A 23,173-nucleotide genomic window follows, 5' to 3' on the forward strand; every position below is an offset into this window, starting at 1 on the left:
GGTCTCCTCAGCTCAGGAAGTTGACAAGGGAAAGGGAAGCGATTTTGCCGGCAACCGTGTAGGCGCCCTGCTGTTGGTTCAAGGCTGCTTGCAATTGTGCGGCCACAGTCGTCGGATCGACGTTCTGGATGTTGGCGATCTGGTTCTGGATATCGTCCATGGCGTTCTTGTGGTTGGTCGCCGCCGTGCCCAGGACGCTCTGCGCATTCACCGTGCTGGCGTCCAGCTGGCGGATCTGCCCCTGGGCCTGCACGATGGTGGAGCGCGCGGTGCTCATCAACGCCGTGTAGTTGCCGGGGTTGCTCACCGCGGACAGCATCTGCTTGATGCCGATGATCAGGTTCTGGATGGCGGGGTCGTTGGAACTGACGCCGTAGGTCGCGGTGGTGCTGTCGTCCACGTTCAGCGTGCTGCTGGCGAAGGCGGCCGTGCTCTGCGCGCCGCTGGTGTACTGCGTATCGTAAACCGCCAGGCTGGGCGGGCTGGTGATGGTGGTGCTGAACGAGTTGGGGTCCTGGAAGGGGTCCAGCGTATTGGTGGTGAAGCTGTTCTGGTTGGTATTGTTCTGGACCGTTGCCGTGGTGGCGAAGCGCTGCGTCCCGGTGCCGGTCAGCGTCAGCTGCGCGCCCAGCGGCGGATTGGCCGTGACCACCGCATCGGCCGAGCGCTGCGGGTCGGTGTTGATCACGCCGGCCAGCTTGTTGGCCACGTAGTTCATGGGGCCGTTCGGGTCGGCCTTGGCCGCAGCGATGTCGCCCGCCGTCATGACGTAGCTGTATGTCGTCGGCCCGCTCACCTTGTCGTATGAGATGTTGTTGGCCGGATTGGCATCGTCGCTGGTGACATTGACGGTATTGCGGTTGCCCATGGTGATGGTGAAGACATCGCCGACGTCCACACTGGCGCCGCTCAGGTTAACCTGGTCGATCTGCTGCTGACCCGTGACCGGCGGCACGGCGGTGGGATCGGCCGCGATGGCCGGCTGGGTCATGAACTGGGCGTAGATGGCGTCCTGTCCGTCGTTCGTGGCCGGCGTATAGGCCGCGACCGGTGTGGCGGCACCACTCTCGGTATTGTTGTAGCCGGGCTGGCTGTAGACGTTGGACTGGGCGGTGAAGGTGTAGCCCGCGTCCATGCCGGTCAGCGTCATCACATTGCCCGAGACGGAAGCGACCACCGGTGGGTTCGGCTTCTGGCCGTTGGCAATGGCCGTCTGGTTGGGCCCGTTGATCTGCGACGCCAGGCCGTTGAGGATGTCGGACGGGCTGGTCTCGCTACCCGTCGTGGTATAGGTGTAGCGCTTATCGCCCACATACATCTCGTACGTGTCGCCGGCCACGCCCAGCGTGCCCTTGAAGGTCATCTTAGTGACCTGCTTGGTCGCCGACAGGTCACCCACCGGCTGCGTATCGTACCGGCTGCCGGCGAAGATGTAGCGGTCACCGGCCTTGGTGTTCAGCAGGCTGGACAGCTGGGTCAGGGCGCCCTGCAACAGCGCCTTGGGCGCAGCGAGGTCCGGGAAGCCCACGCTGAACGTGGCGCTGCCCGTGCCCTTCAACTGGTTGATGTCCAGCGCGATGGTGGACCCATCACCCGGCCCGCCCGTCATTTCGAAGGTCTGCTGGCCGTCATCGGGTGGGATGGTGTTGAGGTTCAGCGTCTTGGTCGACACGCCGCCCATGCCGTCGCTGACGGTGACGTCATAGCTGCCGCTCTTGCCGGAATTGGAAGGCACGGCGCTGACCGTGTAGGTGGCGGCGGCGTTGAACACGGATTTGGTCGTGTCGACCGACAGGCCCAGGTTACCGCTGTTGGATGAGGTGACGGCCGAGATGGTGGGGCTGCCGGCGCCGGCCGGGATGTTGGCCGAACTCAACAGGTTGGCCACGACGGTCTGCATCGACGACAGCGCCTTCTCCGTCGCGTTCACCTGGGTCGTGGCCGCGGTGATGGCGCTGGAATAACCCGTGCGCTGGGCATACTGGGCCTTCAGGGCCAGCAGCTGGTTGGCCTGGGTGCCGTAGGCGGACAAGTCCTGCGACTTGATGCCGGTGTTGAACTGCTGCTGCAGCTCGGCCAGCGACGAAGAGTTCCCATTGATGCCGTTCAGCATCGACAGGTAGCTGCCGTAGGTGCTTACACGGGAGATGGTCATGTCACGGCCTGGGTCAGGGTGTCGAACATCTGCCCGATGACCGAGATCACGCGGGCGGTGGCCGAATAGTTGCGCTGGAGGACCTGGAGGTTCGCGACCTCCTCATCCATGTTGACGCCCGTCGAGCTGGCGTAGCGCGTCTGCAGGCTGGTCATGAAGGACGAGGTGGTGGTGGCCTGGGTGTTGACGTTGGACTGGATGGTGGACCAGTTGCTGGACACCTGGTCGGCCATGCCGCCGTAGCTGACGTTGGTGAGGGTCAGGCCATCGGCGGTCATGGTGCGGCCGGTCGCGGTCATGGCGCTGACCATGGCGTTCACGGCCGACTGCTTGATGGTCTTGGTGCCGTTCAGCAGGTCTTTGTTCACCGCCAGGGTGCCGGCGTCGCTGCCCGAGAACAGGCCGCTGGCCAGCTCGCCGTCGTTGGTGGGGCTGGCCTTGTTATAGGCGTCGGTGATGCTGGTGGGCTGGCCGGCCTGCGTCGTGCCGGTCAGGGCGCCGGCCACGGCGTCCAGCTGCGACTTCAGCTTGCGGAAGACTTCGGTGGTGGCGTCGCCGCTGGCCGGGGCCGGCGAGCTGTCGGCCACCATGTCCAGCAGGCCGCCCAGCTTGCCGCCGCTGATGGCGGCGGTGATGTCGGCGCCACCGGCGCCCGAGATCACTTTGCCGTCATAGCTCAGCTGGGTGGCGGTGCCGTCCACCAGCGTGGAGCCCGTGGGCGTGAAGACGGCGATGGAGCCGTCGTCGCGCTGCGTGGTGCGGATGTTGATCATGGAGGACAGGTCGCGCAGCGTGGCGTCGCGCTGGTCCTCGAAATCGGCGGTGGGCTGGTTGCTGGCCTTCAGCTGGGAGATGGTGGCGTTCAACTGGTCGATCTGGGTCAGATCGGTATTGATCGACTTCACCGTCTGGGTGATGTCCCCCTTGGCCTGGACTTCCATCTGGTCCACGCCCGCCGACAGGGTGTGGATGGTCTGCACCAGGGCCTGGGCCTTCTGCACCACCTGGTTCTGTGCCACGGCGTTCTCTGGCGAAGCCGACAGATCCTGCAGGGCGGAGGTGAAGTCCTGGAACGCCTGGGTCAGCTTGGGCGTGGCGCTGTCACTGGAATTGCTGGAATTGGTGGTGCCCAGCATGCCGCCGATCTGGCTCATGTACTGGGACAGCACCTGCTGCATCCCGTTCTCTGACGTCGTCCCCTGAAGCTGAGCCTGCAGGGCCACGTCCACCGATCGCGAATACTGCGAGATGGTGACGCCGCTCAACGGATCGGTCGTTTGCGAAACGGTGTGTTTCGTACGATCCGGGCTGTTGGCGTTGTTCATGTTGTCTGAAACGACCTGGATGCCGGCCTGAATGACATTCAGGCTGTTGGCGGCCGAATTCAGCGCGCTGAACAAACTCATGGGACCGGGCCTCGGTGGCGGGGAGTTCCGCGCAGGGGACCGACCCCCATGGCCGATCCGTCCCCCACCACGCAAACCCCGGGCCACTTGGTCCGGCACGTTAGGGCATTGGAATTATTCGTATTTTTGCAAACTACCGAAAAAGGCAAGGGCGGCAAAATCTGCCGCCCCACCTTTGTTCCCGAGTTCCGCTAGGCAGGGATGACCGGGCTAGCGGACGCCTTTGCCCGGATCCAAAACATCCATGGGATCCAAGACCTTATTGCCCTGCCGCACCTCAAAGTGCAGTTGCGGGCTGGTGACGTTGCCGGTGGCACCCACGGTACCGATGCGCTGGCCGCGCGCCACCCTGGCATTGGCTTCCACCATGATCTGGTCCAGCTGGGCGTAGGCCGTCACCATGCCGTCGGCGTGCTGGATCAGCACCAGGTTACCGAAGCCGCGCAACTGGTTGCCGGCGTACTTCACCACGCCGGCGTCGGCCGCCACCACCGGCGTGCCCGTGGGGGCGGCGATGTTGATGCCGTCGTTGTACTGGCCGCCGGGCTTGGCCCCGTGGGTGGAGATCACCTGCCCCGTCACCGGCCACAGGAAGCGCGCCCCGCCCTTCGGGGCAGGTGCTGGCGCTTCAGGCGCGGGCATGGCGGACGGCGGCGGTACCGACGGACCGGCGGCGACCACGGCCGGCGGAGTGGCCGAGCCGGGCGCGCGCGTGGCTGGCGTTGAGGAAATGGCGGGTGCGGCCGAGGGCGACGCGGCGGTGGGCTCGGACGAGGAACCCGGCGTAACGGGGGCCCAGCGCGCGGCGGGCGCGGCCGTGGCGCCCGGCGGGATGGCGGCGCCGGTGCTGCCCGTGGGCAACGGGGCCCCCACTGGTGCCGACGCCGATGGGGCCGCCAGTTCCTGGCTTTCCACCGTGCGGCGAGGAGCCACCGTGACGGGCGGCGGGGCGGCGGATACCTGCGGCGCGGTGGCGGCCGACGCGGGCGCGCGGCCGGCGCTGGTGACGCCCGGCCGGGGGGCTGCCGCCGGAGGGGGCGCCTCCGCGACCGTGGGGGCACCGCCCGGCGGCGTCCAGGCCGGCGTTGGACCGGCATGCGGCAGGTTCAGGGTCTGGCCCACGCGCAGCAGGTAAGGGGGCGCCAAGCTGTTCAGGCGCGCCAGTTCGCTGCTGTCGACGTTGAAGGTCCGGGCGATGCCGTACAGGGTATCGCCCGGCTTGATGACATAGGTGTGCGGCGTCGGCACCACCAGGCGCTGCCCGGCCGTTACCGTGTAGGGCGGCTGCAGGCGATTCTCGTCGATCAAGTCACGCAGCGGGATGTTGTAACGCTTGGCCACGTCATAGATCGTCTCCCCCTTGGACACGAAGATGACGTTGGCCGGCGTGGGCGGCGGCGTGACCACCGGCGCCGGCGGCTCAGACCGGGTGCCGCAGGCCGAAAGGCCGAACGCCAGGGCGCCCGCCAAGGCCCCCTGCATCAGCAGCCGGGACAAGCCGCTCGTGGACTCGAGGGGCGTTGTGGGACGGGCAGCGGCACCGGTCATCCGGCGGAAAGTCTTCAAGGCCATCGCGCTTTGTCGTTCGAGGAAAGGCATCACGCCCGCTGATGGATTACGTCGGAAAAGTCGGGCGGAATTAGGGCCGGCGGAGGCATATCCCCCCGCTCCATCCCCCCCTGCCCCGGTGCGGCCTGTCCCCGTCCGGGTTCGGCTCGCCCTGGCTCAACAGGGACTTCGGGTAACAGGGGCACGAACCGTACCGGCCACAGCTGCTCACGCTCCACCCCCGTCTCCGTCTTACGCAGGCGCACGACATGCAGGCTGCGGCGGTCGGCGCCCAAGGGTATGACCATGATGCCCCCCACCGCAAGCTGGTCCATCAGGTCGGGCGGCGGATCCATGCCGCCCCCCGCCGTCACCAGGATGCGCTCGAAGGGCGCCGCCTGGGGCCAGCCGCGCATACCGTCGCCATGGCGTGCGGTGATGTTATGCAGGCGCAGGGCCTGGAAACGCCCCTCCGCCTCCGCCAGCAGGGGCCGGTGGCGCTCGATGGTGTAGACCCGGCGGGCGATCTTGGCCAGTACCGCCGCCTGATAGCCGGAACCGGTGCCGATCTCCAGCACCTTGAGCCGGTCGCTCAGCTGCAGGGCCTGGGTCATCAGCCCCACCACCATGGGCTGGCTGATGGTCTGCCCATGGCCGATGGGCAGCGCCGTGTCCTCATAAGCCTGGTCGTGGAAGGTGGGGGGCACGAACACCTCCCGCGGGATCAGCTCCATGGCGCGCAAAACGTCCGTGCTGTTCACGCCATTGCGGCGCAACAGCATCAACAGACGGATCTTGCGCGCAGCACTGCTCACCCGAATACCCCCTCCAGCCGCTTCAAGGTCTCGTAGTGCGTCAAGTCCAGATGGACCGGCGTGACGGAAATGCCGCCCAGCGCCTCCACCACGTGAACGTCGGTGTCTTCCGGCACCTCGTTCAATCCCCGCGCGGCGCCGATCCAGATGTAGGGACGGCCCCGAGGGTCCATGCGCTCGAACAAATCGTCGCCGGCCTTGCGGTTGGCATGGCGCACCACGTGGATGCCAGCCACCTTTTCCGGATCCACCGCCGGGAAGTTCACATTCAGCAGGACATGGCGCGGCCACTCGACGGCCAGGCCCTTGCGCACCACCTCCGGCCCCCAACGCTCGGCCGTGGCCCAGTCGGGGTCGCGGCCGTCGCGCAGGCGCAGGCTGAAGGCGAAGGCCCGGACGCCCAGGAGGGTTGCCTCCATGGCGGCGGCGACGGTGCCCGAGTAGGTCACGTCCTCGCCCAGGTTCTGGCCGTGGTTCACGCCGGACAGCACCACGTCCGGCCGCTGGTCTGCCATCAGCTGGTTCACGGCCAGCAGCACACAGTCGGTGGGCGTGCCATCGACGGTATAACGCCGGTCGGCCACCCGCTTCATGCGCAACGGGCGGTGGATGGTCAGCGAATGGCTGGCGGCGGATTGCTCCGCCTCCGGCGCCACCACCCAGACGTCGTCGGTCAGCTGGCGCGCGATGCGCTCCAGCGCCGCCAGGCCGGGGGCGTGGATGCCATCGTCATTGCTGATCAGGATGCGCAGGGGGCGGTCTTCCCCCGGGGCCCGCATCGGCGTGCCCTCAGCCACGGACGATGCGCTCCAGCCCGTTCATATAGGGGACCAGAACCTCGGGCACGCGGATGGAGCCGTCGGCCTCCTGATAATTCTCCATCACGGCCAGCAAAGCGCGGCCCACTGCCACGCCCGAACCGTTCAGGGTGTGGACGAACTGTGTGTTCTTGTCGCCCTTGTTGCGCCAGCGGGCCTTCATGCGGCGGGCCTGGAAGTCCCCGCAGTTGGAGCAGCTGCTGATCTCGCGATACATGTTTTGGCCCGGCAGCCAAACTTCGATGTCGTAGGTCTTGGCGGCGCTGAAACCCATGTCGCCGGTGCACAGGGTGACGGTGCGGAAGGGCAGACCCAGGCGCTTCAGCACCGTTTCCGCCGCCTCGGTCATGCGCTCATGTTCGGCGGCCGACTGATCGGGCGTGGTCACGCTGACCATCTCCACCTTGTAGAACTGGTGCTGGCGAATCATGCCGCGGGTGTCGCGGCCGGCGGCACCCGCCTCGGCACGGAAGCAGGGTGTGCGGGCCGTCATGCGCAGGGGCAGTTCCTCCGCGTCCAGGATGCTGTCGGCCACCAGGTTGGTCAGCGGTACCTCGGCCGTGGGAATCAGCCAATGCCCGGTGTTGGTCTGGAACAGGTCTTCGGCGAACTTGGGCAGTTGGCCTGTGCCGAAGGCGGCCTCGTCCCGCACCATCAGGGGCGGCGACACCTCGGTATAGCCGAACTCCCGGGTGTGGGTGTCCAACATGAAGTCGCCCAGCGCGCGCTCCAGCCGGGCCAGCGGCCCCTTCAGCACCGTGAAACGGGCGCCCGACAGCTTGGCGGCGGCGCTGAAATCCATGAAGCCCAGGGCCTCGCCCAGGTCGAAATGCTCCTTGGCGTTTTCGATCACGGATGGCGTGCCGACGCGGTGGCGCTCCACATTGTCGTGCTCGTCCTTGCCCTGCGGCACGTCGGTGGCCGGCAGGTTGGGGATGGTCGACAGCAGGCGGTCCAGCTCTTCCGACAGCGCCTTCTCGGTGGCCTCGGCCTCCGCCATGCCTTCCTTGAGGCTGGCGACCTCGTCCATCAGCGGCTGTGCGTCCTTGCCGTCCTTCTTGTAGGCGCCGATCAGCTTCGACGCCTCGTTCCGGCGGGCCTGCATGTCCTGCAGCGCCGTCTGGGCCGCGCGGCGGCGGGCGTCCAGGTCCAGCACGACGGCGGACTGGGGCGGCAACCCGCGGCGGGCCAAGCCGCCGTCAAAGGCTTCGGGATTGTCGCGGAGAACGCGGAGGTCATGCATGGCAGGCTTCTTGGAAGACGGTTAGACATTGGTCACCGACTTATAAGCGGGAAGCCCCACCGGGGTCCAGCCCGCCCCGCCATTTTGGCCCCACCCCTGGAGCAAGGCCCGGCATCAGCCGGGCGTGCCCTTGCCGTTCGCGGCCTTCTCTTCGGCTTCCGCCTTCGCCAACTCCCGCGCCCGGCTGCGCTCGATACGGCGGGCGGCGAACACCGACACCTCGTACAGGACGATCATGGGTGCCGCCAGGGTAGTCTGGCTGATGGGGTCGGGCGGCGTCAGGATGGCGGCCAGCACGAAGATCAGCACGATGGCATAGCGGCGCTTGGACGCCAGCTGGTCAGCGGTCAGAATGCCGACCCGCACCAGCAGGCTGAGCAGCACCGGCATCTGGAAAGCGATGCCGAAGGCGAAGATCAGCGACATGGCGAAGGACAGGTATTGTTCCACCCGCGTCTCGGCCACGATGGGAACAACCCCTGCCCCGCCCTTCTGCTCAAAGCTGAGGAAGAAGCTGAGCGCCGTGGGCATCACGAAGAAATAAACCATGCAGGTGCCGAGCAAAAACAGCACCGGCGTCGCCAATAGGAAGGGCAGGAAAGCCTTGCGCTCATGCTTGTACAGGCCGGGCGCCACGAACTTCCAGATCTGCTGGGCAATGATGGGGAAGGCGATCAGCGCCGCCGCCCACAAGGACACCTTCACATAGGTGAAGAAGGCCTCGGTGGGCGCGGTGAAGATCAACTTATGCTCCGGCGCATGTTCACCCCAGGCCTTGACCATGGGGACCAGCAGCCAACCGTAGATGCGGGCGGCGAACTGGTAGCAGACCAGGAACGCGACCAGCAGGGCGGACAGGGAAATGATCAGGCGGTTGCGCAGCTCGATCAGGTGATCCAGCAGCGGCATGCGCGAGGCGTCGATTTCGTCTTGGGTGGGATCGGCCATGGGGTCGCTGGCCCTATCAGGATTTGGTCAGGGCCGGGGCATCGGCGCCAGCGTGTTCGGCGTGGGGCGCCGGGGCCGCCACTGGGGCCACCGGCACAGGCTCGGCCGCCGCCTCCGGCGTCGATTCAGGCAGAATCAGGGGCATGGCGGGGGAGCCGATGGCCGGCAGCTCGGCTTCCGCCGGCTCGACCTTGGGCTGGGTTTCGATGGTTCCCTCAGGGCTCCCCTCTGAGGCTCCCTCAGGTGCGGCGGTCGGCGCGGGCGTGACTTCGGTCGCCGTCAGCGACGCGGTAGGGTTGATCTCCAGGGCCTGGCGCACGCTGTCGGTGGGGTCCACCATCTTGGTGACCTCGGCCGTCAGGTCGAATTGTGCCACCTTCTGGGCCTGCTTGCGCAGATCCTCAAGCTCGGCCTGGCGCACCATGTCATCCAGGTGGGACTGGAAATCACGGGCCAGCAGGCGCGCCTTGCGCATCCACTTCCCGGCGGTATAGAGCGCCACCGGCAGGTCCTTGGGTCCGATAACGACCAGCGCCACCACACCGATGAGCGCGAGTTCGGACCATGCGATGTCGAACATGGGCGGCGTGCCTTATTCCCGACAATTCCCCGACGTCGGCCCACAACGGCTGCGGGCGCGGTTGCACCCCGGCCGTTCCGGCGCGACGGATCCGTCCAGCGGGGCCCGGCGTCCGCCTGGCCCCTAACCGGTTCAGCCCTTGGAAACGGTGTCCTTGGGCGCGGAGGTCGTCGAGGCGTCCGTGTGGCCATCGATCGAGCGGGGCGCCGAGGCGCCGCCTTCTTCCTGTTCGTTCAGGCCGGCCTTGAAGTTCTTAATGCCCTTGCCGAAGTCACCCATCATACGGGGCAGGCGGTTGCCGAACAGCAGCAGGGCGATGAAAAGAACGATCAGCCAGTGCCAGATGCTAAAAGAGCCCATGGGTGGGTCCCGTGTCCTGAATAAGGTGTAGGTCGATAACGACGCCCGTGAAGGCGCGGCACTATGGCATGGCGGTGCCGCCCGCCGCAATGCTTGGCCTCCTAGAGGTGGGGACGACCGGCGCCCGATGTAAGCCCCCCGCCCGGCGCCGGTCATCCCGTCGCATCAGCGCCACGCCCAGCGGTCACCGGACTGGGTCACATAGCGGTCAATGACATAGCGCCAGGGGATGATGAACCAGTAGATGGCACCGATACCCACCGCGAAGATGTTTTCCGCCATGCCGTCGTCGATGTGACCGGACATCCAGGCCGGCAGCGCCACCCGCGCCAGCCAGATCATCTTCCACGTTAATTCGAACATCAGCAGGGGCAGCATCTGCAGTGGATAGCGCACACCCAGCAGGCACAGCAACGTCAACGCCCCCAACATGCAACGGACCACGCCCTGGTTGAAGCTCCAGTCCGCCGCTGGGTCCAGGATCTCGGGCCAGGTCAGCCCGCCCATGGCCAGCGCGATCAACAGATAGCCCGCCCGCAACAGATAAAGCCGAAACACCGATATCGTCATTTCCCTGTCCCCCGTTTTGATTTTGATGGGCACGCCCGGCGACCGGGCCCTATTCCACTTCGCGCAGGATGCGTTCCACCGCAGCAAGGCTGGCGGCCAGCTTGGCCATGTCGCCCGTCAGCGCCGCCAGGGCGGCCTGGGTCTCCGCCTGGGCCGCGACCGCCCGCTCGGCCAGGGCGCGATAGCCGGCCTCGGTCTCCAGCTTGGCACGGGCCGCCACGGCGGCGGAGAAGTACTTGAAGCCGAAGATCAGCACGAAGGTGCCGAAGAACAGCAGCAAGGTAAGAAGATAGATACTGGGCGACATTCCTTTGTTCCTTCAGCTCAAAGTCTCAATCGGTCTTGGCGCTGAGCGTCGCCACCGCCTGGACCAGCAGGTCCGGCGTCAGATCCACTGCGAAATCCGCGACCGCGAAGAAGTTCAGCGCCTTGCCGTCCGGCGACAACTCCAACTGGCTGGTGACCAGCCCCGCCTCCTCCAGCTTCTGCAGATGCAGGTGCAACAGCGGCCGGCTGATACCGACCTGCCGCGCCAGCTGGCTGACGTAGCTGCGACCCTCGGCCTTCAGCGTGGCCAGGATCCTCAGCCGGTGCGGATTGGCCAACGCCGACAGCATCGTCAGCAGATCGTCTCCGGAAATGGACAAGCGCAAACCCCATCGAACATGTGTCAGTAAATTCTTGCAGGTGTCAGCGAATTGCAAGTGCTTTTTTCGGCACCCGCATCGACCCCACGTCCCAGGGCTTGACGGACGGCGCCGGCTGGCGTCTCTGGCCCCACACGGTTTCAGTTTTGTTGAAGGCAAGATCTGGTCATGAGAGACACCCCCACCATCCCTCCCGTGCACGTCATTGGCGGCGGCATGGCCGGCAGCGAGGCCGCCTGGCAGCTGGTGCAGGCCGGCGTGCCCGTGGTGCTGCATGAGATGCGGCCCGTGCGGGGGACGGAGGCGCACCAGACCCAGCATTTCGCCGAGCTTGTCTGCTCCAACTCCTTCCGTTCCGACGATCATGAATACAATGCGGTGGGCCTGCTGCATGAGGAGATGCGGCGCTGCGGCTCCCTCATCCTGGCCTGCGCCGATGAGCACAAGGTGCCGGCCGGCGGCGCGCTGGCCGTGGACCGCGATGCGTTCGCCCAGGCGGTCACCGCCAAGCTGACCGCCCACCCGCTGGTGACCGTGGTGCGGGACGAGGTGGCGGGCTTGCCGCCCGAGGAATGGGACAGCGTCATCGTCGCCACCGGCCCCTTGACCTCGCCCGCCCTGGCGCAGGCCGTGCTGGACCTGACGGGGGAGGCGCAGCTGTCCTTCTTCGACGCCATCGCCCCCATCGTCCATTTCGACAGCATCGACCTCAGCAAAGCCTGGTTCCAGTCGCGCTATGACAAGGTCGGCCCCGGCGGCACGGGCAAGGACTACATCAACTGCGCCATGGACAAGGCTCAATACGAGGCCTTCATCCAGGCCCTGGTCGAGGCGCCCAAGACCGAGTTCAAGGAATGGGAGAAGGACACGCCCTATTTCGAGGGCTGCCTACCCATCGAGGTCATGGCGGAGCGGGGCCTGGACACCCTGCGCTACGGCCCCATGAAGCCGGTGGGGCTGACCAACCCGCATGACGAGCGCCGTCCCTATGCCGTGGTGCAGCTGCGCCAGGACAACGCCCTGGGAACGCTGTACAATCTGGTCGGTTTCCAGACCAAGATGAAGTATGCCGACCAGACACGGGTGTTCCGCATGATCCCGGGCCTGGAGAATGCCAAGTTCGCGCGCCTGGGCGGCCTGCACCGCAACACCTTCCTGAACAGCCCCCGCCTGCTGGATCCGACCCTGAGGCTGAAGGCCGCCCCGCGCCTGCGTTTCGCCGGGCAGATCACCGGCTGCGAGGGCTATGTCGAAAGCGCCTCGGTGGGCCTGATGGCCGGCCGTTTCGCCGCCGCCGAACGCTTGGGGACCACGCTGCCCACGCCGCCCGTCACCACCGCCTTGGGTGCCCTGCTGAGCCACATCACCGGCGGGGCGGAGGCCGAGACCTTCCAGCCCATGAACGTGAACTTCGGCCTGTTCCCCCCGCCCGAGGAGCGTGACGCCCGCGGCCGGGAGTTGCGCGGCAAGGAGCGCAAGCTGGCCTACACACGCCGGGCGCTCAACGACTTGGCGGGTTGGCTGGGGTAAGGGCCCCGATCACCACCTGCCGCTGAAGGCCGCCCAGGCCAGCCGAGCGGCCCTCAGGCCATCGGGGCGCAGCAGTTCCGGGGCCAGCGGGTCGTGGCCGGCCTTGGCCAGGCGGGCCAGTGAAAAGCTGGCTAGGCGGGCCGGTAGCAGGGCGGGCACGGCGGCGCGCGGAAGCTGACCGCGCAGGCGCCGGGCGGCCGTCAGCTCGGTCCGGGCCGCGTCCGCGATCTCCTTGGCCACGACGGCCAGGCCGGGTTGGGGCTTCAGCTCGAACAGCTGGGCCTCATCGGCACCGTGCCTTTGCATCAAGTCCGCCGGCATGCGCGAGCGGTGGGCGCGGGCCAGGAAGGGCACGGCGCGCAGGATGCCCGCCAGGGCCCAGCCCCGACCGACATGGGTCGCCACCGTCGCGGCGGCCCCCTCGGGCGCGACACCCAGGATCTGCAACGCCAGGCGCACCAGCGGGGCGGACGTCACCTCGGCATAGTTCACCAGGCAGGCGAGATCCGCCGGCGCCGCGTCGTCCATGTCCGCCTCACGCGCATCCACCAGCAATTCCAACTGCGCGCGATCCAGGCCGTGGCGCTGCGCCGCCTGGGCCAGGGGCTGAACCACCTCGTGCCGGCGGGGTTCGCCCTCATAGATGCCGGCGATGCTGTCGCGCCACCATTGCAGGCGGATCTGGCCCAACATGGGCTCGGTCACCACCTCACGCGTCTTCGCCACCTCATGGTTGAAGGCGTACAGCGCGGCCAAATCCTCCCGCCTGTCCGCCGGGGCGAACAGCAGGGTCAGGAAACGGTCCGGATCCTGGCGGCGGACGGTTTCCAGGCAATAGGACAGGGTGGGCTGGGCTGAGGGGGCCATGGCGCTACGCATCCGGCGGGAAAGAGGCCGCCTTTATGAACCGCCCGCCCCGCCCCTGACCAGCGCCACCTTCACCACCCCGCCTCCCTCCCAAAGGACGATAGCCGGCCGCCGCCATGCCAGGGCCGGCGTCTTGACGATCTTCGCCAGAATGCTAAGATACGTTTATAGAAAATATTTTCGTTATACGAAAAAAGAACGGGGAGGACAACGATGCCGCCAGCGGCCGTGCACGGGGATCGCCTGACACCTGACCACCACCTGCGCCGCCGCAAGGCGCGCTCCGCCTTCACCCGGACGACCTCGCGGCTGGCACTGACGGCCGCTCTGCTTTCCGGCGGCAGCGCCCTGGGCCAGACCAACGCCGCGAGCGACAACAGCGCCGTTGGCCAGTTGGAGGACATCCTGGTCATCGCCCGCAAGCGCGCGGAAAAGCTGACGGACGTGCCGGCGGCGGTGACGGCCTTCACCGAGGCGCAAATCGAGGCGTCGGGCATCACAGCACCCCGCGACTTCATCGCCATGACGCCCAACGTCACGCTGGTGGAAACCCAGAACGTGGGCACGGCGTTCGTGGTCGTGCGCGGCATCGGCCAGGCGCGCAACAGCGAACCGTCGACCGCCGTGGTGGTGGACGGGGTGCAGCAGGTGAACCCGTCCCAGTTCAACCAGGACCTGTTCGACATTTCAGGGATCGAAGTGCTGAAGGGTCCGCAGGGCGGCCTTTACGGCCGCAACGCCATCGGCGGCGCCATCCTGATCACCACCAAGGAACCCACCGACAACTATGAGTTCAAGGTCAAGGCGGGGGTGGAGAACGGCCCCGGCTATACCGAGCAGGCCACGGCCAGCGGCGCCATCGTCCCCGGCAAGCTGAAGTTCATCGGCTCCATCAGCCACACCAGCAACGACGGCACCATCAAGAACACCTACCTGGATACCGAGGCCAACCCGGTCAAGCAGACCTCAGGCCGGCTGAAGCTGCTGTTCACGCCCACCGAGGATCTGACCGTGGACACGCGCTTTTCCCTGTCGGAACTGGATACGCGCGGCTTCTACTACAACATCGTCAGCGACGTGAACGACACCAGTCTGCCGGTGCGGGTCAACAACGCCGGCATCGACAACCGCCGTCTGCTGGACGCCTCGGTCAAGGTCGACTGGAACCTGGGCTTCGCCACCGCCACCTCGGTCACGGCCTATGACGTGGTGCGCGAGATCGTCACCGGCGACGCCTTCGACTTCCTGCCCATCAACGAGTCCTTCTTCAAGGGGCTGCTGGGCTTCGATATGAACCAGAGCCAGTTCCTGGATGTGAAGGCGGTCAGCGAGGATTTCCGCCTGACTTCGCCCAACGAGGGCTTCCTGCGCTGGATCGTCGGCGGCTATCTCATCCATACCGACCGCTACATCTCCACCGGCAACATGGTGGACACCGGCAACGGCGTCTTCCCCGTCTACCGCAGCCCCAGTACCAACCCGCTGAACCCGCAGGCGACCTTCCTGGCCGACAGCCAGGACAACATGGCCTGGGCGCTGTACGGCGACCTGACGGCGGAACTGACCGACCAGCTGGAGCTGGCGCTGTCGCTGCGCTACGACAGCGACAACCGGCGCAACACCACCCTGACCCCCACCGCCTTCCTGCCCAACATCCCAGGCTTCCCCCAGGGGGTCAGCGGCGAGGTGCGCGAGCGCACCTTCGACCGGGCCCAGCCCAAGATCGTGCTGCGCTACAAGCCGGACACGACCACCACCCTGTATGCCGACTGGGGGCGCGGCTTCCGCAGCGGCGGCTTCAACCAGACGGGCGTGGGCGCCGTGGCCGCGGCCAACGGCATCCTGGGCGTATCCGACGTGTTCCAGGCGGAATGGGCGGACACCTATGAACTGGGCTTCAAGAAGACCCTGTTCGACCGCCGGCTGGAGGTGGAGGGCGCCGGCTTCTACACCCGCTCCCACAACCCCTATTTCTTCGTCTTCCTGGCCGCCAACTCCACCCAGAACCTGGGCAACCTCGGCCTGGTGGAATACAAGGGCGCCGACGCCGGCCTCACCGCCCACCTGACGGACAGCCTGCAGGCCAGCATCGGGGCGGGCTACACCGACAGCAACATCACGGAATCCACCGACCGCACCGTCATCGGCAACCAGGCGCCCGGCGTTTCCAAGTACACCATCAACGCCGCCCTCCAGCACACCTGGGACTTCGGTAAAAGTTCGTCCCTGGTCTCCCGCCTGGAATACCAGCGCATCGGCGACACCTATTGGGATCCGCAGAACTCCACCGTGCGCGACCCCGTCGACCTGGTGGACGTGCGCACCACCTACACCCGTGACGACTGGTCCGTGGCGTTGTGGGCCAAGAACGTCTTCGACAAGCGCTACAACGCCGAATATTCGCCCGGCGGCTTCGTCTTCAAGGCCCTGCCCCGCCGGTTCGGCGCGGAGGCCACTTTCTGGTTTTAAACCCCACCTTCATCCCGGCCGTCGCCACCGCCGGCCGGGATATTGGGGCCGCCCCGGACCGACCTCCAGGGCGGCCCATCTTTATTGCGCGGCCTGCTTGGCGGCCACGCCGGCCACGAAACGGCCCTGGGCGCGGGCGATGGCCAGTTCGTTGGCGCTGGGCTGGCGCTCGCCCTTGGGGCCGGCGATGGTGCTGGCGCCGTAGGGTGTGCCGCCCGTGACCTCATCCATCACCGTCAGGCCCGGCTCGGAATAGGGTACGCCACAGATCACCATGCCGTGATGCAGCAACGTGGTGTGGATGGAGGTCAGGGTGGTTTCCTGGCCGCCATGCTGGCTGGCGGTGGAGGTGAAGGCGGCGCCCACCTTGCCGACCAGCGCCCCTTGAGCCCACAGCGGCCCCGTCTGATCCAGGAAATTGCGCATCTGTGCGGCCATGTTGCCGAAGCGGGTGGGCGCACCGATGATCACGGCGTCGTAGTGCCCCAGCTCCGCCGGATCGGCCAGCGGGGCCTTCTGGTCCAGCTTTGCATGCGCCTTGGCCGCCACGTCCGGCGGCATCAGCTCCGGCACGCGCTTGACCGTGACCTCGGTGCCGGCGACCTCGCGGGCCCCGTCAGCGATGGCATAGGCCAGCGTCTCCACATGGCCGTAGGTGCTGTAATAGAGGACCAGGACCTTGGTCATGGCGGTGTTCTCCATGGTGTTGAGGATGGGATCAAGGTTGGGTCGGTCAGCGCGACAGCCAATCCACCAATAGGGTGGTGGTGGCCTCGGGCGTCTCCAGCGTCACCATGTGGCCGCAGCGGGGGATGATGGCCAAGCGGCCCTCGGGAATGGCCTCGGCGATGGCGGCCTGCTGCGCGGGCGGGCTCCACGGGTCGTCCTCCCCACCCAAGATCAGGGTGGGACACGTCAATGCGGGAAGCACATCGCGTGCGTCCCGGCGGGTCAGCGCCGCCCGGATCTGCCCCTCATGGATGGCGGGGGTGGCCCGGCACCACATCGCCTCCAACCGCCCCACCAGCTCCGCATCCCCGCGGCGATCGGGATGCAGCACCGGCGGCAGCCAGCGGCGGGCCAGCGCCGTCATGCCCTGTTCCCAGGCGAAGCGGATCAGTTCCTCCCGCTGCACCGCCTCGTTGGGCAGCACGGGATGCACGCCCGTGCTCAGCAGGGCCAGCCGCTCCACCCGTTCCGGCGCCTTGCGCATGATCTCCAGCGCCACCCGGCCGCCCATGGAATGACCGGCCAGCGCGAACCGGGGCGGGGCGTGGGCCAACACCCGGTCGGCCATTGCGTCGAAGCTGTCCTGGCCCCAGAAGTCCGCCACCTGGATCATCCGGCGGGAAAATAGGGCCGCGATCTGCGGTTCCCAGACGGTGCGGTCGCACAGCAAACCGGGCAGCAGGACCAGGGTAGGCTGGGGGACAGGATCGGATGCCATGGATATCGCTCTCCCTGCGATCTGAAATTCGTTTATCGAATTCTTTTTCTATTATCGTATGATAGCAGCACCCATTGGGCGGCGCAATCGCCGGCGGCCCTTGCGGTCGCTTGACAAGGACAAGCGGCCAAGCCGACCCTCCCGCCGCCTAGTTGGCATGATTTGAAGCAGCGAAGGATGCGCGGCATGGATGAGGACGCGGGCACGGAGGGCGAAGGCCGCCGCGAAGAAATGGCCGGGCTGGCCAAGGGCCTCAGCGTGTTGCTGGCCTTCAACCACGACCACCCCAGCCTGTCGCTCAGCGAGATCGCCACCATCACCGGCCTGGCGCCGGCAACCGCGCGCCGCTGCCTTCTGACCCTGCAATCCCTGGGCTATGTCGGCTCGGTCAAGCGCCGCTTCTTCCTGCGGCCCAAGGTGCTGGACCTGGGGGCCGCCTATCTGGAGGCACTGGACATCGAGCGCCTGGCCTCCGTGCCACTGACGGAACTGGCCAACGCCACGTCGGACAGCGCGTCCATCAGCGTGCTGGACGGGGAGGACATCATCTATGTCGCCCGCGCCTCCGTCCGTACCCTGGTGCGGCTTGAGGCGCATGTCGGCAGCCGCTTCCCCGCCTTCGCCACGGCGATGGGCCGCGTACTGCTGGCGGCCCTGCCCGACCCCATGCTGCGCGCCTTCCTGGACAAGGCGGCCATCGCCCCCATCACCGAAAAGACGGTGGTGGACCGCGGCCAGCTGTTCGACCTGATCACCCAGGTGCGCAAGGACGGCTATTGCGCGGTTGAGGATGAACTGGCCTACGGCGTCGTCTCCCTGGCCGTGCCATTGAAAGACCAGGGTGGGCGCACCATCGCCACCCTGAATTCCGCCAGCCATTCCAAGCGCTATGCCAAGGACCAGCTGGTGGCCGAGCGCCTGGACCATCTGCGCGGTGTGGCCGACCAGATTTCCCGCGAACTGCGCCGCCTGCCCTCGGGTAACGGGCTGCTGCCCGTGGCCGACACGGTGGCCCTGGGTCGCTGATGCTGATGGGTCGGGTCGGCGCTGATCAGCCGGGCCAGGTGCCGGGGTTCTCGACCAGGGCCGCGCGGATGCCGGCGCTGTGCTGGCCCAACAGCGGGGCCGCCACCACCGCATCGTCGCGAGCGCCACCATAGGCGAAGGGCGAGCGTACCAGGCGGCTCGCCCCCTCGATCCGCTTGGCCACGGGCACCAGCATCTTCAGGTGCTCCACCTGTGGATCCGCGGCGGTGTCGGCGATGGAATTCACCGGGGCAAAGGGCAGGTCCGTATCGCTCAGCAGCGCCACCCACTCCGCCCGCGGCCGGGTCGCGAAGATGGCGTTCAGCGCCGCCACCAACTGCGGATAATGGTCGATGCGGGCCAGGCGGGTGGCGAAGCGCGGATCCTGGGTCAGGGCCTGCCCGCCGATGCCGGCCACCAGCGCGTCCCAGAACTTCTCCAGCGACGACATATGCACGGCCACATGCTTGCCGTCGCCGCAGGTCAGGATCATGGCCTGGGCCAGGCGGGGCCGATCCATGCCCGTCGGCACCTCGCCCAGGGCGAAATAGCCGGCGAACGGCTCGATGGCGAAGTGCATCATCGCCTCCAGCATCGAGATTTCCAGCAGGCGGCCCACGCCCGTCCGTCCCCGTTCCACCAGCGCGCCCAGGATGCCCAGGGCGGCATATAGGCCGGTGATGGCGTCGGCCAGGGCGGGGCCCAGCAGGCGCGGGTTGGCGGGGTCGATGGCGACACTGAGGAAGCCGCTCAGCGCCTGGGTCACGCTGTCATAGCTGGGCCGGCGGCTGTAGGGCCCGTCCGGGCCGAAGCCGCTGATGGAACAATAGACCAGCTTGGGGTTCACCGCCGACAGGTCGTCCCAGCCGGCACCGATGCGGCCGGCCACGCCGGGGCGGAAGTTCTGGATATAAACATCGGCGCTGCTGACCAGCCCGTGGAACAGCGTGCGGTCCTCCGCCTTCTTCAGGTCCAGGCACAGGCTGCGCTTGGCATGGTTATAGGCCTGGAAGTGGGCACTGTAGTGCCCGTCCTTGAAGGTGCGGTAGGGGTCGCCGCCCTCGGGCGATTCGATCTTGATGACATCCGCCCCCAGGTCCGCCAGCAGCATGGCGGCACAGGGACCCGTGATGAACGTCCCCTGCTCCACCACCCGTATGCCTTTCAGCACCTCAACCATCAGCCTGCAACCTTTCGACTATCCGTTCTCATCCACTCAATTCTCATCGGCGACAAAACCGTCCGGTGCCGGCCCGTCGTATCGGATGGCGCCGCTGGCCGCGTGCGACATGCGGAAGCCGATGGGGTGCCGCTGCTCCTCCAGCAAATGGGCCACCAGGCTGGCGGTGCGCGCCAGCAGGGGCACGCCCTTGACCGCCAGCAGCGGGAAGCCCGCGTCCAGCAGCACGGCCGGAATGGCGGCCGACACGTTCATCTTCAGCGGCTTGCCCACCAGGTCGGGCAGCAGGTGTTCCGCCCGGCGCGCCACCTCCATGTGCGGGCCCGCCAGCGACGCCTGCTCCGCCAGGGTGAACAGGCGCAGGGCGCGGGGGTCGCCGTCCTTGTGCAAGGGGTGGCCATAGCCCGGGATGGCCCGCTTCTCCGCGCGATAGGCGCGTACGGTGCTGGTGATGGCAGCGTCCAGGTCACCGTCGTTGCCCCCGGCCGCGTCCAGCACCTGGCTCTGGAAGCGGCCCGCCGCCTCGGCACTGCCCAGGATGACGGAGCCACAGCCCAGCAGGCCGGCGGCGACGGCGCCTTGCAAGGCTTCCGGCGCGGCCGCCAGGGTCATGCGCGCCGCCTGCACGCTGGGCACCAGGCCATGCTCGGCGATGGCGACCAGGGTGGCGTCCAGCACCCGCCGCTGCTCCGGGCTGGGCAGCGTGCCGCAGACCAGCAGCCACACATGGTCCGTGAAGCTGACCGTGCCGATCAGATCCTGAACGAGGTCATGGCCCCGGACGATGATGGTCTCGGCGTTGGAGCCGGAAATGGCCGTGGTCGGCGTCGTGTCAGGTCCGATCTTCATCAATGACTTTCCTTTGAAGGGCGGCGACGGCCGTCCCCCTGGCGTCGGCTGGGGTGCTGCCGGTTATTGTGGGCGGTAAAGGTTGTTGGAACGGTGGTCGCCGCCCAGCCAGCGGGCGAGGTCGGCATGGGCGTTGCGCTTGCGCTCCTCATCCGTGTCCTCGATGCCGGGCGCGTCCACCGTCAGCTCCACGATCAGGCCGTTGGGGTCGCGCACGTACAGCGACTGGCAATATCCATGGTCCAGGAAATAGCAGTCGTCCGACGGCTCGGGCACACCGGCGGCGCGGAAGCGGCCGTGGACGGCGGCTTGCGTGGCGGCATCCACCTTGAGCGCGATGTGATGGAAGGGCGAGGGCGGCATGGCCGGGCCGAACAGGGCCTGATCCTCGGGGCTGGCGAACTGGAAGAAGGCCAGGGCCCCGCCATCGCTGAGCGCGAAGAAGCAGTGGCAATAGACCCGGTCGGCGCCGAACAGATGGTCGGTCTCGCAATATGTGGCAACCAGCGGCATGCCCACCAGCTCCTCATAAAAGCGGCGCGTCGCCTCCATATCCGCCGTGACATAGGCGTTGTGGTGCAGCCGCAGCGGCAACCCGGCCCCTGCCGTTCCAGCCTGAACAGTCATGCCCGCCCTCCCTCTTTTATTTTCGTATATCGAATATATCTTCGATGTTCGTATATTAGGCGAGCGAACAGGGGCCGTCAAGGCGGCCCCGCGCCCCTGCCCCTTCCACCCACTTCGGCCTCTGCCAAACGCAAGCTTCATCCGGCGGCCAAGCTCTGGCACTCTGTATTCCTATTTCATCCCGCGTCCTTCGCTGCCCGGACAGAAGACCGCCCATGGCCGACTTCCGTATCAAGACCGCCCATATCGGACGCACGCGCGCGGCCCCTCGCCGCCCGCCCGTCCAGGGTGGCTACGCCTCGGCCCTGCGGCGGGTGCCCAAGGCCATGCGACGCCACGCGGCGGCCTTCGCTTCGTTCCTGAAGCTGGCGCACGACATCACGGGCGACGCCAATCTGGAGCCGGAGGCCAAGGTCGCCCAACTGGACGCTCTGGAACGGGCATTGGTCAGCGGCGGCGGCGTGTCCTCATGGCTCAGCCCCGCTTTGGAACTGAAGGCCAGCCTGGCCATCACCGGCGGATCCTCCCTCCACGCCCGGCAATTGCTGCAGGCCTTCCGGCGCGATGCGGAGGGGTACAGGGCGCGAACCTGGGGCGATGTGCTGATGGCCTGCCGGCTGGCAGCCAACCCGGTGGGGCACCATATCCTGGAGCTCTACGGCGAAAGCGCCGACGCGCTGGCCGCCACGGACGCGCTGTGCACAGCCATCCGCCTGCTGCGGGTGGTGCAGGAATGCCGGGACGATTGGGTGAGGCTGGGCCGCTGCTACTTCCCCCTGGATTGGTTCGACGCCGTGGGCGCCAGCCCGGAACACCTGGTGGAGCACCGGGCGACCCCGGCCGTGCGCGTCGTGCTGGACCGCATGCTGGACCGCATCGACCGCCAGCTGGACCATGCCCGCGCCCTGCCGGGCGCGTTGCGCGATCCCGGCCTGCGCATGGAGACGGCCGTTCTGCTGCACGCCGCGCGGCTGATGGCCGGACGCCTGCGCCGCCGCGACCCCCTGGCCCAGGGCATCAGCCTGGGCCCGCTCGCCCGCGGCTGGGTGGTGGTGCGCGCCCGGCTGGCGCTGGCCCGCAGCATGGCGGGCATGGCGCCCGCCCCACCCTCCGGCCCGCCCATCGACCCGGGCGGGGAGAGTGATCAGGACACCCCCGGCCCGGAACGGCAGCCGCAACAATAAGGTTAATCTTTCCGCCCCCAAACCGGTTCTATTCGCTTCCCGGGATGGGAATGTTCGTGTTACCCCCTTGCTCCGGGTGCGCAAACCAGGGCGCGGGCGGCTGCCCTGATGTGATCGCGCCCACATGCCCGGGCGTCCCCGCCGGGGCATGATTTCGTTGAAGAATAACGGTCCCGGTGGACCGCCGGCCCCCGCATGACGGCCGCGTCGGCCCACTCCCGAATAACCCCGTAGAAGACGAGGAAAACCATGGCTTTCGAACTTGCCCCTCTGCCCTACGCCAAGGACGCCCTGCAGCCCTACATGTCGTCCGAGACGCTGGATTTCCACCACGGTAAGCACCACAACGCCTACGTGACCAAGCTGAACGAGCTGATCGCCGGTACCGCGTTCGAGGGCCAGAGCCTGGAGGACATCGTCAAGGCGACCGCCGGCAAGGCCGAGTCCCAGGCCATCTTCAACAACGCCGGCCAGCACTGGAACCACACCTTCTTCTGGAACAGCCTGACGCCGAAGGCCTCGGCCATCCCCGGTGAGCTGGAGAAGCGCATCGTCTCCGACTTCGGCAGCGTCGAGGCCTTCAAGAAGGCCTTCGTGGATGCCGGCATCGGCCAGTTCGGCAGCGGCTGGGCCTGGCTGGTGGAAGACACCAAGGAAGGCAAGCTGAAGATCACGAAGTCGGCCAACGCCGACACGCCGCTGGCTCACGGCCTGAAGCCGCTGATCACCGCCGACGTGTGGGAACACGCCTACTACATCGACTACCGCAACCGTCGCCCCGACTTCCTGAAGGCCTTCGTCGACACGCTGGCCAACTGGGAATTCGCCGCCCAGAACCTGGGCTGACGAACCTCGGCCGATGACCCTGGGCTGAAAAGCCCGGGGCGGAAGCCCAAATACGAAC

General features: G+C 67.2%; 23 protein-coding genes. 5 read left to right on the forward strand and 18 right to left on the reverse strand.

The features are described from left to right. Nucleotides 1-7: 7 nt before the first annotated feature. The 12 genes from FBZ88_RS00425 to FBZ88_RS00480 all read right to left on the reverse strand — a co-directional run bounded on the left by FBZ88_RS00425 (nucleotide 8) and on the right by FBZ88_RS00480 (nucleotide 11,090). The gene (locus FBZ88_RS00425; protein ID WP_145614914.1) at nucleotides 8-2,155 is read right to left on the reverse strand and encodes a hypothetical protein; all 2,148 of its coding nucleotides are present in this window, start codon (nucleotides 2,153-2,155) and stop codon (nucleotides 8-10) included. Further along, nucleotides 2,152-3,561 (reverse strand): flagellar hook-associated protein FlgK, encoded by a 1,410-nt coding sequence (gene flgK / locus FBZ88_RS00430; protein ID WP_145614915.1) that lies wholly within the window; start codon nucleotides 3,559-3,561, stop codon nucleotides 2,152-2,154. The genes FBZ88_RS00425 and flgK overlap by 4 nt, the downstream gene beginning before the upstream one ends. 210 nt (nucleotides 3,562-3,771) lie before the next feature. Further along, the gene (locus FBZ88_RS00435; protein ID WP_246138426.1) at nucleotides 3,772-5,058 is read right to left on the reverse strand and encodes a LysM peptidoglycan-binding domain-containing M23 family metallopeptidase; all 1,287 of its coding nucleotides are present in this window, start codon (nucleotides 5,056-5,058) and stop codon (nucleotides 3,772-3,774) included. Nucleotides 5,059-5,159: 101 nt separating this feature from the next. Then, nucleotides 5,160-5,924 carry a protein-L-isoaspartate(D-aspartate) O-methyltransferase gene (locus FBZ88_RS00440; RefSeq protein WP_088873277.1) on the reverse strand — a complete coding sequence of 255 codons (765 nt, stop codon included), beginning with the start codon at nucleotides 5,922-5,924 and terminating at the stop codon, nucleotides 5,160-5,162. After that, entirely contained in the window at nucleotides 5,921-6,703 is a 783-nt protein-coding gene (gene surE / locus FBZ88_RS00445) for a 5'/3'-nucleotidase SurE (RefSeq protein WP_145615275.1), read from the reverse strand. Before surE ends, FBZ88_RS00440 begins: the two co-directional genes overlap by 4 nt. Nucleotides 6,704-6,713: 10 nt before the next feature. Then, nucleotides 6,714-7,985, reverse strand: a complete 1,272-nt coding sequence (gene serS / locus FBZ88_RS00450; RefSeq protein ID WP_145614916.1) for a serine--tRNA ligase — start codon at nucleotides 7,983-7,985, stop codon at nucleotides 6,714-6,716. 114 nt (nucleotides 7,986-8,099) lie between these two features. Next, complete coding sequence (tatC, locus tag FBZ88_RS00455) at nucleotides 8,100-8,933, reverse strand: twin-arginine translocase subunit TatC (RefSeq protein WP_145614917.1); 834 nt, start codon at nucleotides 8,931-8,933, stop codon at nucleotides 8,100-8,102. A gap of 16 nt (nucleotides 8,934-8,949) precedes the next feature. Then, a complete protein-coding gene (gene tatB / locus FBZ88_RS30490; RefSeq protein WP_211102463.1) occupies nucleotides 8,950-9,513 on the reverse strand; it encodes a Sec-independent protein translocase protein TatB in 564 nt (187 codons plus the stop codon). A 132-nt stretch (nucleotides 9,514-9,645) separates the two neighbouring features. Continuing rightward, the gene (locus tag FBZ88_RS00465) at nucleotides 9,646-9,873 is read right to left on the reverse strand and encodes a Sec-independent protein translocase subunit TatA (protein ID WP_088873272.1); all 228 of its coding nucleotides are present in this window, start codon (nucleotides 9,871-9,873) and stop codon (nucleotides 9,646-9,648) included. Between the two features lie 165 nt (nucleotides 9,874-10,038). Further along, a complete protein-coding gene (locus FBZ88_RS00470; protein ID WP_088873271.1) occupies nucleotides 10,039-10,443 on the reverse strand; it encodes a hypothetical protein in 405 nt (134 codons plus the stop codon). 49 nt (nucleotides 10,444-10,492) lie between these two features. Next, nucleotides 10,493-10,750, reverse strand: coding sequence for a hypothetical protein (locus tag FBZ88_RS00475; protein ID WP_145614918.1), 258 nt, complete (start codon nucleotides 10,748-10,750; stop codon nucleotides 10,493-10,495). A 25-nt stretch (nucleotides 10,751-10,775) separates the two neighbouring features. Beyond that, a complete protein-coding gene (locus FBZ88_RS00480) occupies nucleotides 10,776-11,090 on the reverse strand; it encodes an ArsR/SmtB family transcription factor (protein ID WP_211102464.1) in 315 nt (104 codons plus the stop codon). 168 nt (nucleotides 11,091-11,258) lie between these two features. Between FBZ88_RS00480 and trmFO the strand changes: the two genes are divergently transcribed. Next, nucleotides 11,259-12,620, forward strand: a complete 1,362-nt coding sequence (gene trmFO / locus FBZ88_RS00485; RefSeq protein ID WP_145614919.1) for a methylenetetrahydrofolate--tRNA-(uracil(54)-C(5))-methyltransferase (FADH(2)-oxidizing) TrmFO — start codon at nucleotides 11,259-11,261, stop codon at nucleotides 12,618-12,620. Between the two features lie 9 nt (nucleotides 12,621-12,629). Here trmFO and FBZ88_RS00490 read toward each other — a convergent pair whose 3' ends face one another. Beyond that, entirely contained in the window at nucleotides 12,630-13,487 is an 858-nt protein-coding gene (locus FBZ88_RS00490; protein ID WP_145614920.1) for a phytoene/squalene synthase family protein, read from the reverse strand. Between the two features lie 213 nt (nucleotides 13,488-13,700). On the opposite strand from FBZ88_RS00490, the gene FBZ88_RS00495 reads away from it, so the two are divergent. Further along, complete coding sequence (locus FBZ88_RS00495) at nucleotides 13,701-15,956, forward strand: TonB-dependent receptor (RefSeq protein WP_246138427.1); 2,256 nt, start codon at nucleotides 13,701-13,703, stop codon at nucleotides 15,954-15,956. Between the two features lie 81 nt (nucleotides 15,957-16,037). Here the strand turns inward: FBZ88_RS00495 and wrbA are convergent, their stop codons facing one another. After that, nucleotides 16,038-16,643, reverse strand: a complete 606-nt coding sequence (wrbA, locus tag FBZ88_RS00500) for an NAD(P)H:quinone oxidoreductase (RefSeq protein ID WP_145614921.1) — start codon at nucleotides 16,641-16,643, stop codon at nucleotides 16,038-16,040. A 46-nt stretch (nucleotides 16,644-16,689) separates the two neighbouring features. Next, entirely contained in the window at nucleotides 16,690-17,403 is a 714-nt protein-coding gene (locus FBZ88_RS00505) for an alpha/beta fold hydrolase (RefSeq protein ID WP_145614922.1), read from the reverse strand. 186 nt (nucleotides 17,404-17,589) lie between these two features. On the opposite strand from FBZ88_RS00505, the gene FBZ88_RS00510 reads away from it, so the two are divergent. Then, nucleotides 17,590-18,429 (forward strand): IclR family transcriptional regulator domain-containing protein, encoded by an 840-nt coding sequence (locus FBZ88_RS00510; protein WP_186464124.1) that lies wholly within the window; start codon nucleotides 17,590-17,592, stop codon nucleotides 18,427-18,429. A gap of 25 nt (nucleotides 18,430-18,454) precedes the next feature. Here FBZ88_RS00510 and FBZ88_RS00515 read toward each other — a convergent pair whose 3' ends face one another. The 3 genes from FBZ88_RS00515 to FBZ88_RS00525 form a co-directional block, all read right to left on the reverse strand. Then, entirely contained in the window at nucleotides 18,455-19,609 is a 1,155-nt protein-coding gene (locus FBZ88_RS00515; protein ID WP_088873265.1) for a CaiB/BaiF CoA transferase family protein, read from the reverse strand. A gap of 36 nt (nucleotides 19,610-19,645) precedes the next feature. After that, nucleotides 19,646-20,458, reverse strand: a complete 813-nt coding sequence (locus tag FBZ88_RS00520) for a citryl-CoA lyase (RefSeq protein ID WP_145614924.1) — start codon at nucleotides 20,456-20,458, stop codon at nucleotides 19,646-19,648. A gap of 63 nt (nucleotides 20,459-20,521) precedes the next feature. Next, nucleotides 20,522-21,085, reverse strand: coding sequence for a VOC family protein (locus FBZ88_RS00525; RefSeq protein ID WP_145614925.1), 564 nt, complete (start codon nucleotides 21,083-21,085; stop codon nucleotides 20,522-20,524). A gap of 215 nt (nucleotides 21,086-21,300) precedes the next feature. Here FBZ88_RS00525 and FBZ88_RS00530 point away from each other — a divergent pair, with 215 nt between their 5' ends. Both FBZ88_RS00530 and FBZ88_RS00535 read left to right on the forward strand, forming a co-directional pair. Then, nucleotides 21,301-22,269, forward strand: a complete 969-nt coding sequence (locus FBZ88_RS00530; protein ID WP_088873262.1) for a squalene/phytoene synthase family protein — start codon at nucleotides 21,301-21,303, stop codon at nucleotides 22,267-22,269. A 249-nt stretch (nucleotides 22,270-22,518) separates the two neighbouring features. Then, nucleotides 22,519-23,115 (forward strand): superoxide dismutase, encoded by a 597-nt coding sequence (locus tag FBZ88_RS00535; protein WP_004274034.1) that lies wholly within the window; start codon nucleotides 22,519-22,521, stop codon nucleotides 23,113-23,115. Nucleotides 23,116-23,173: the final 58 nt, after the last annotated feature.

The sequence above is a fragment of the Nitrospirillum bahiense genome, from assembly GCF_007828025.1.
GTDB lineage: Bacteria > Pseudomonadota > Alphaproteobacteria > Azospirillales > Azospirillaceae > Nitrospirillum > Nitrospirillum amazonense.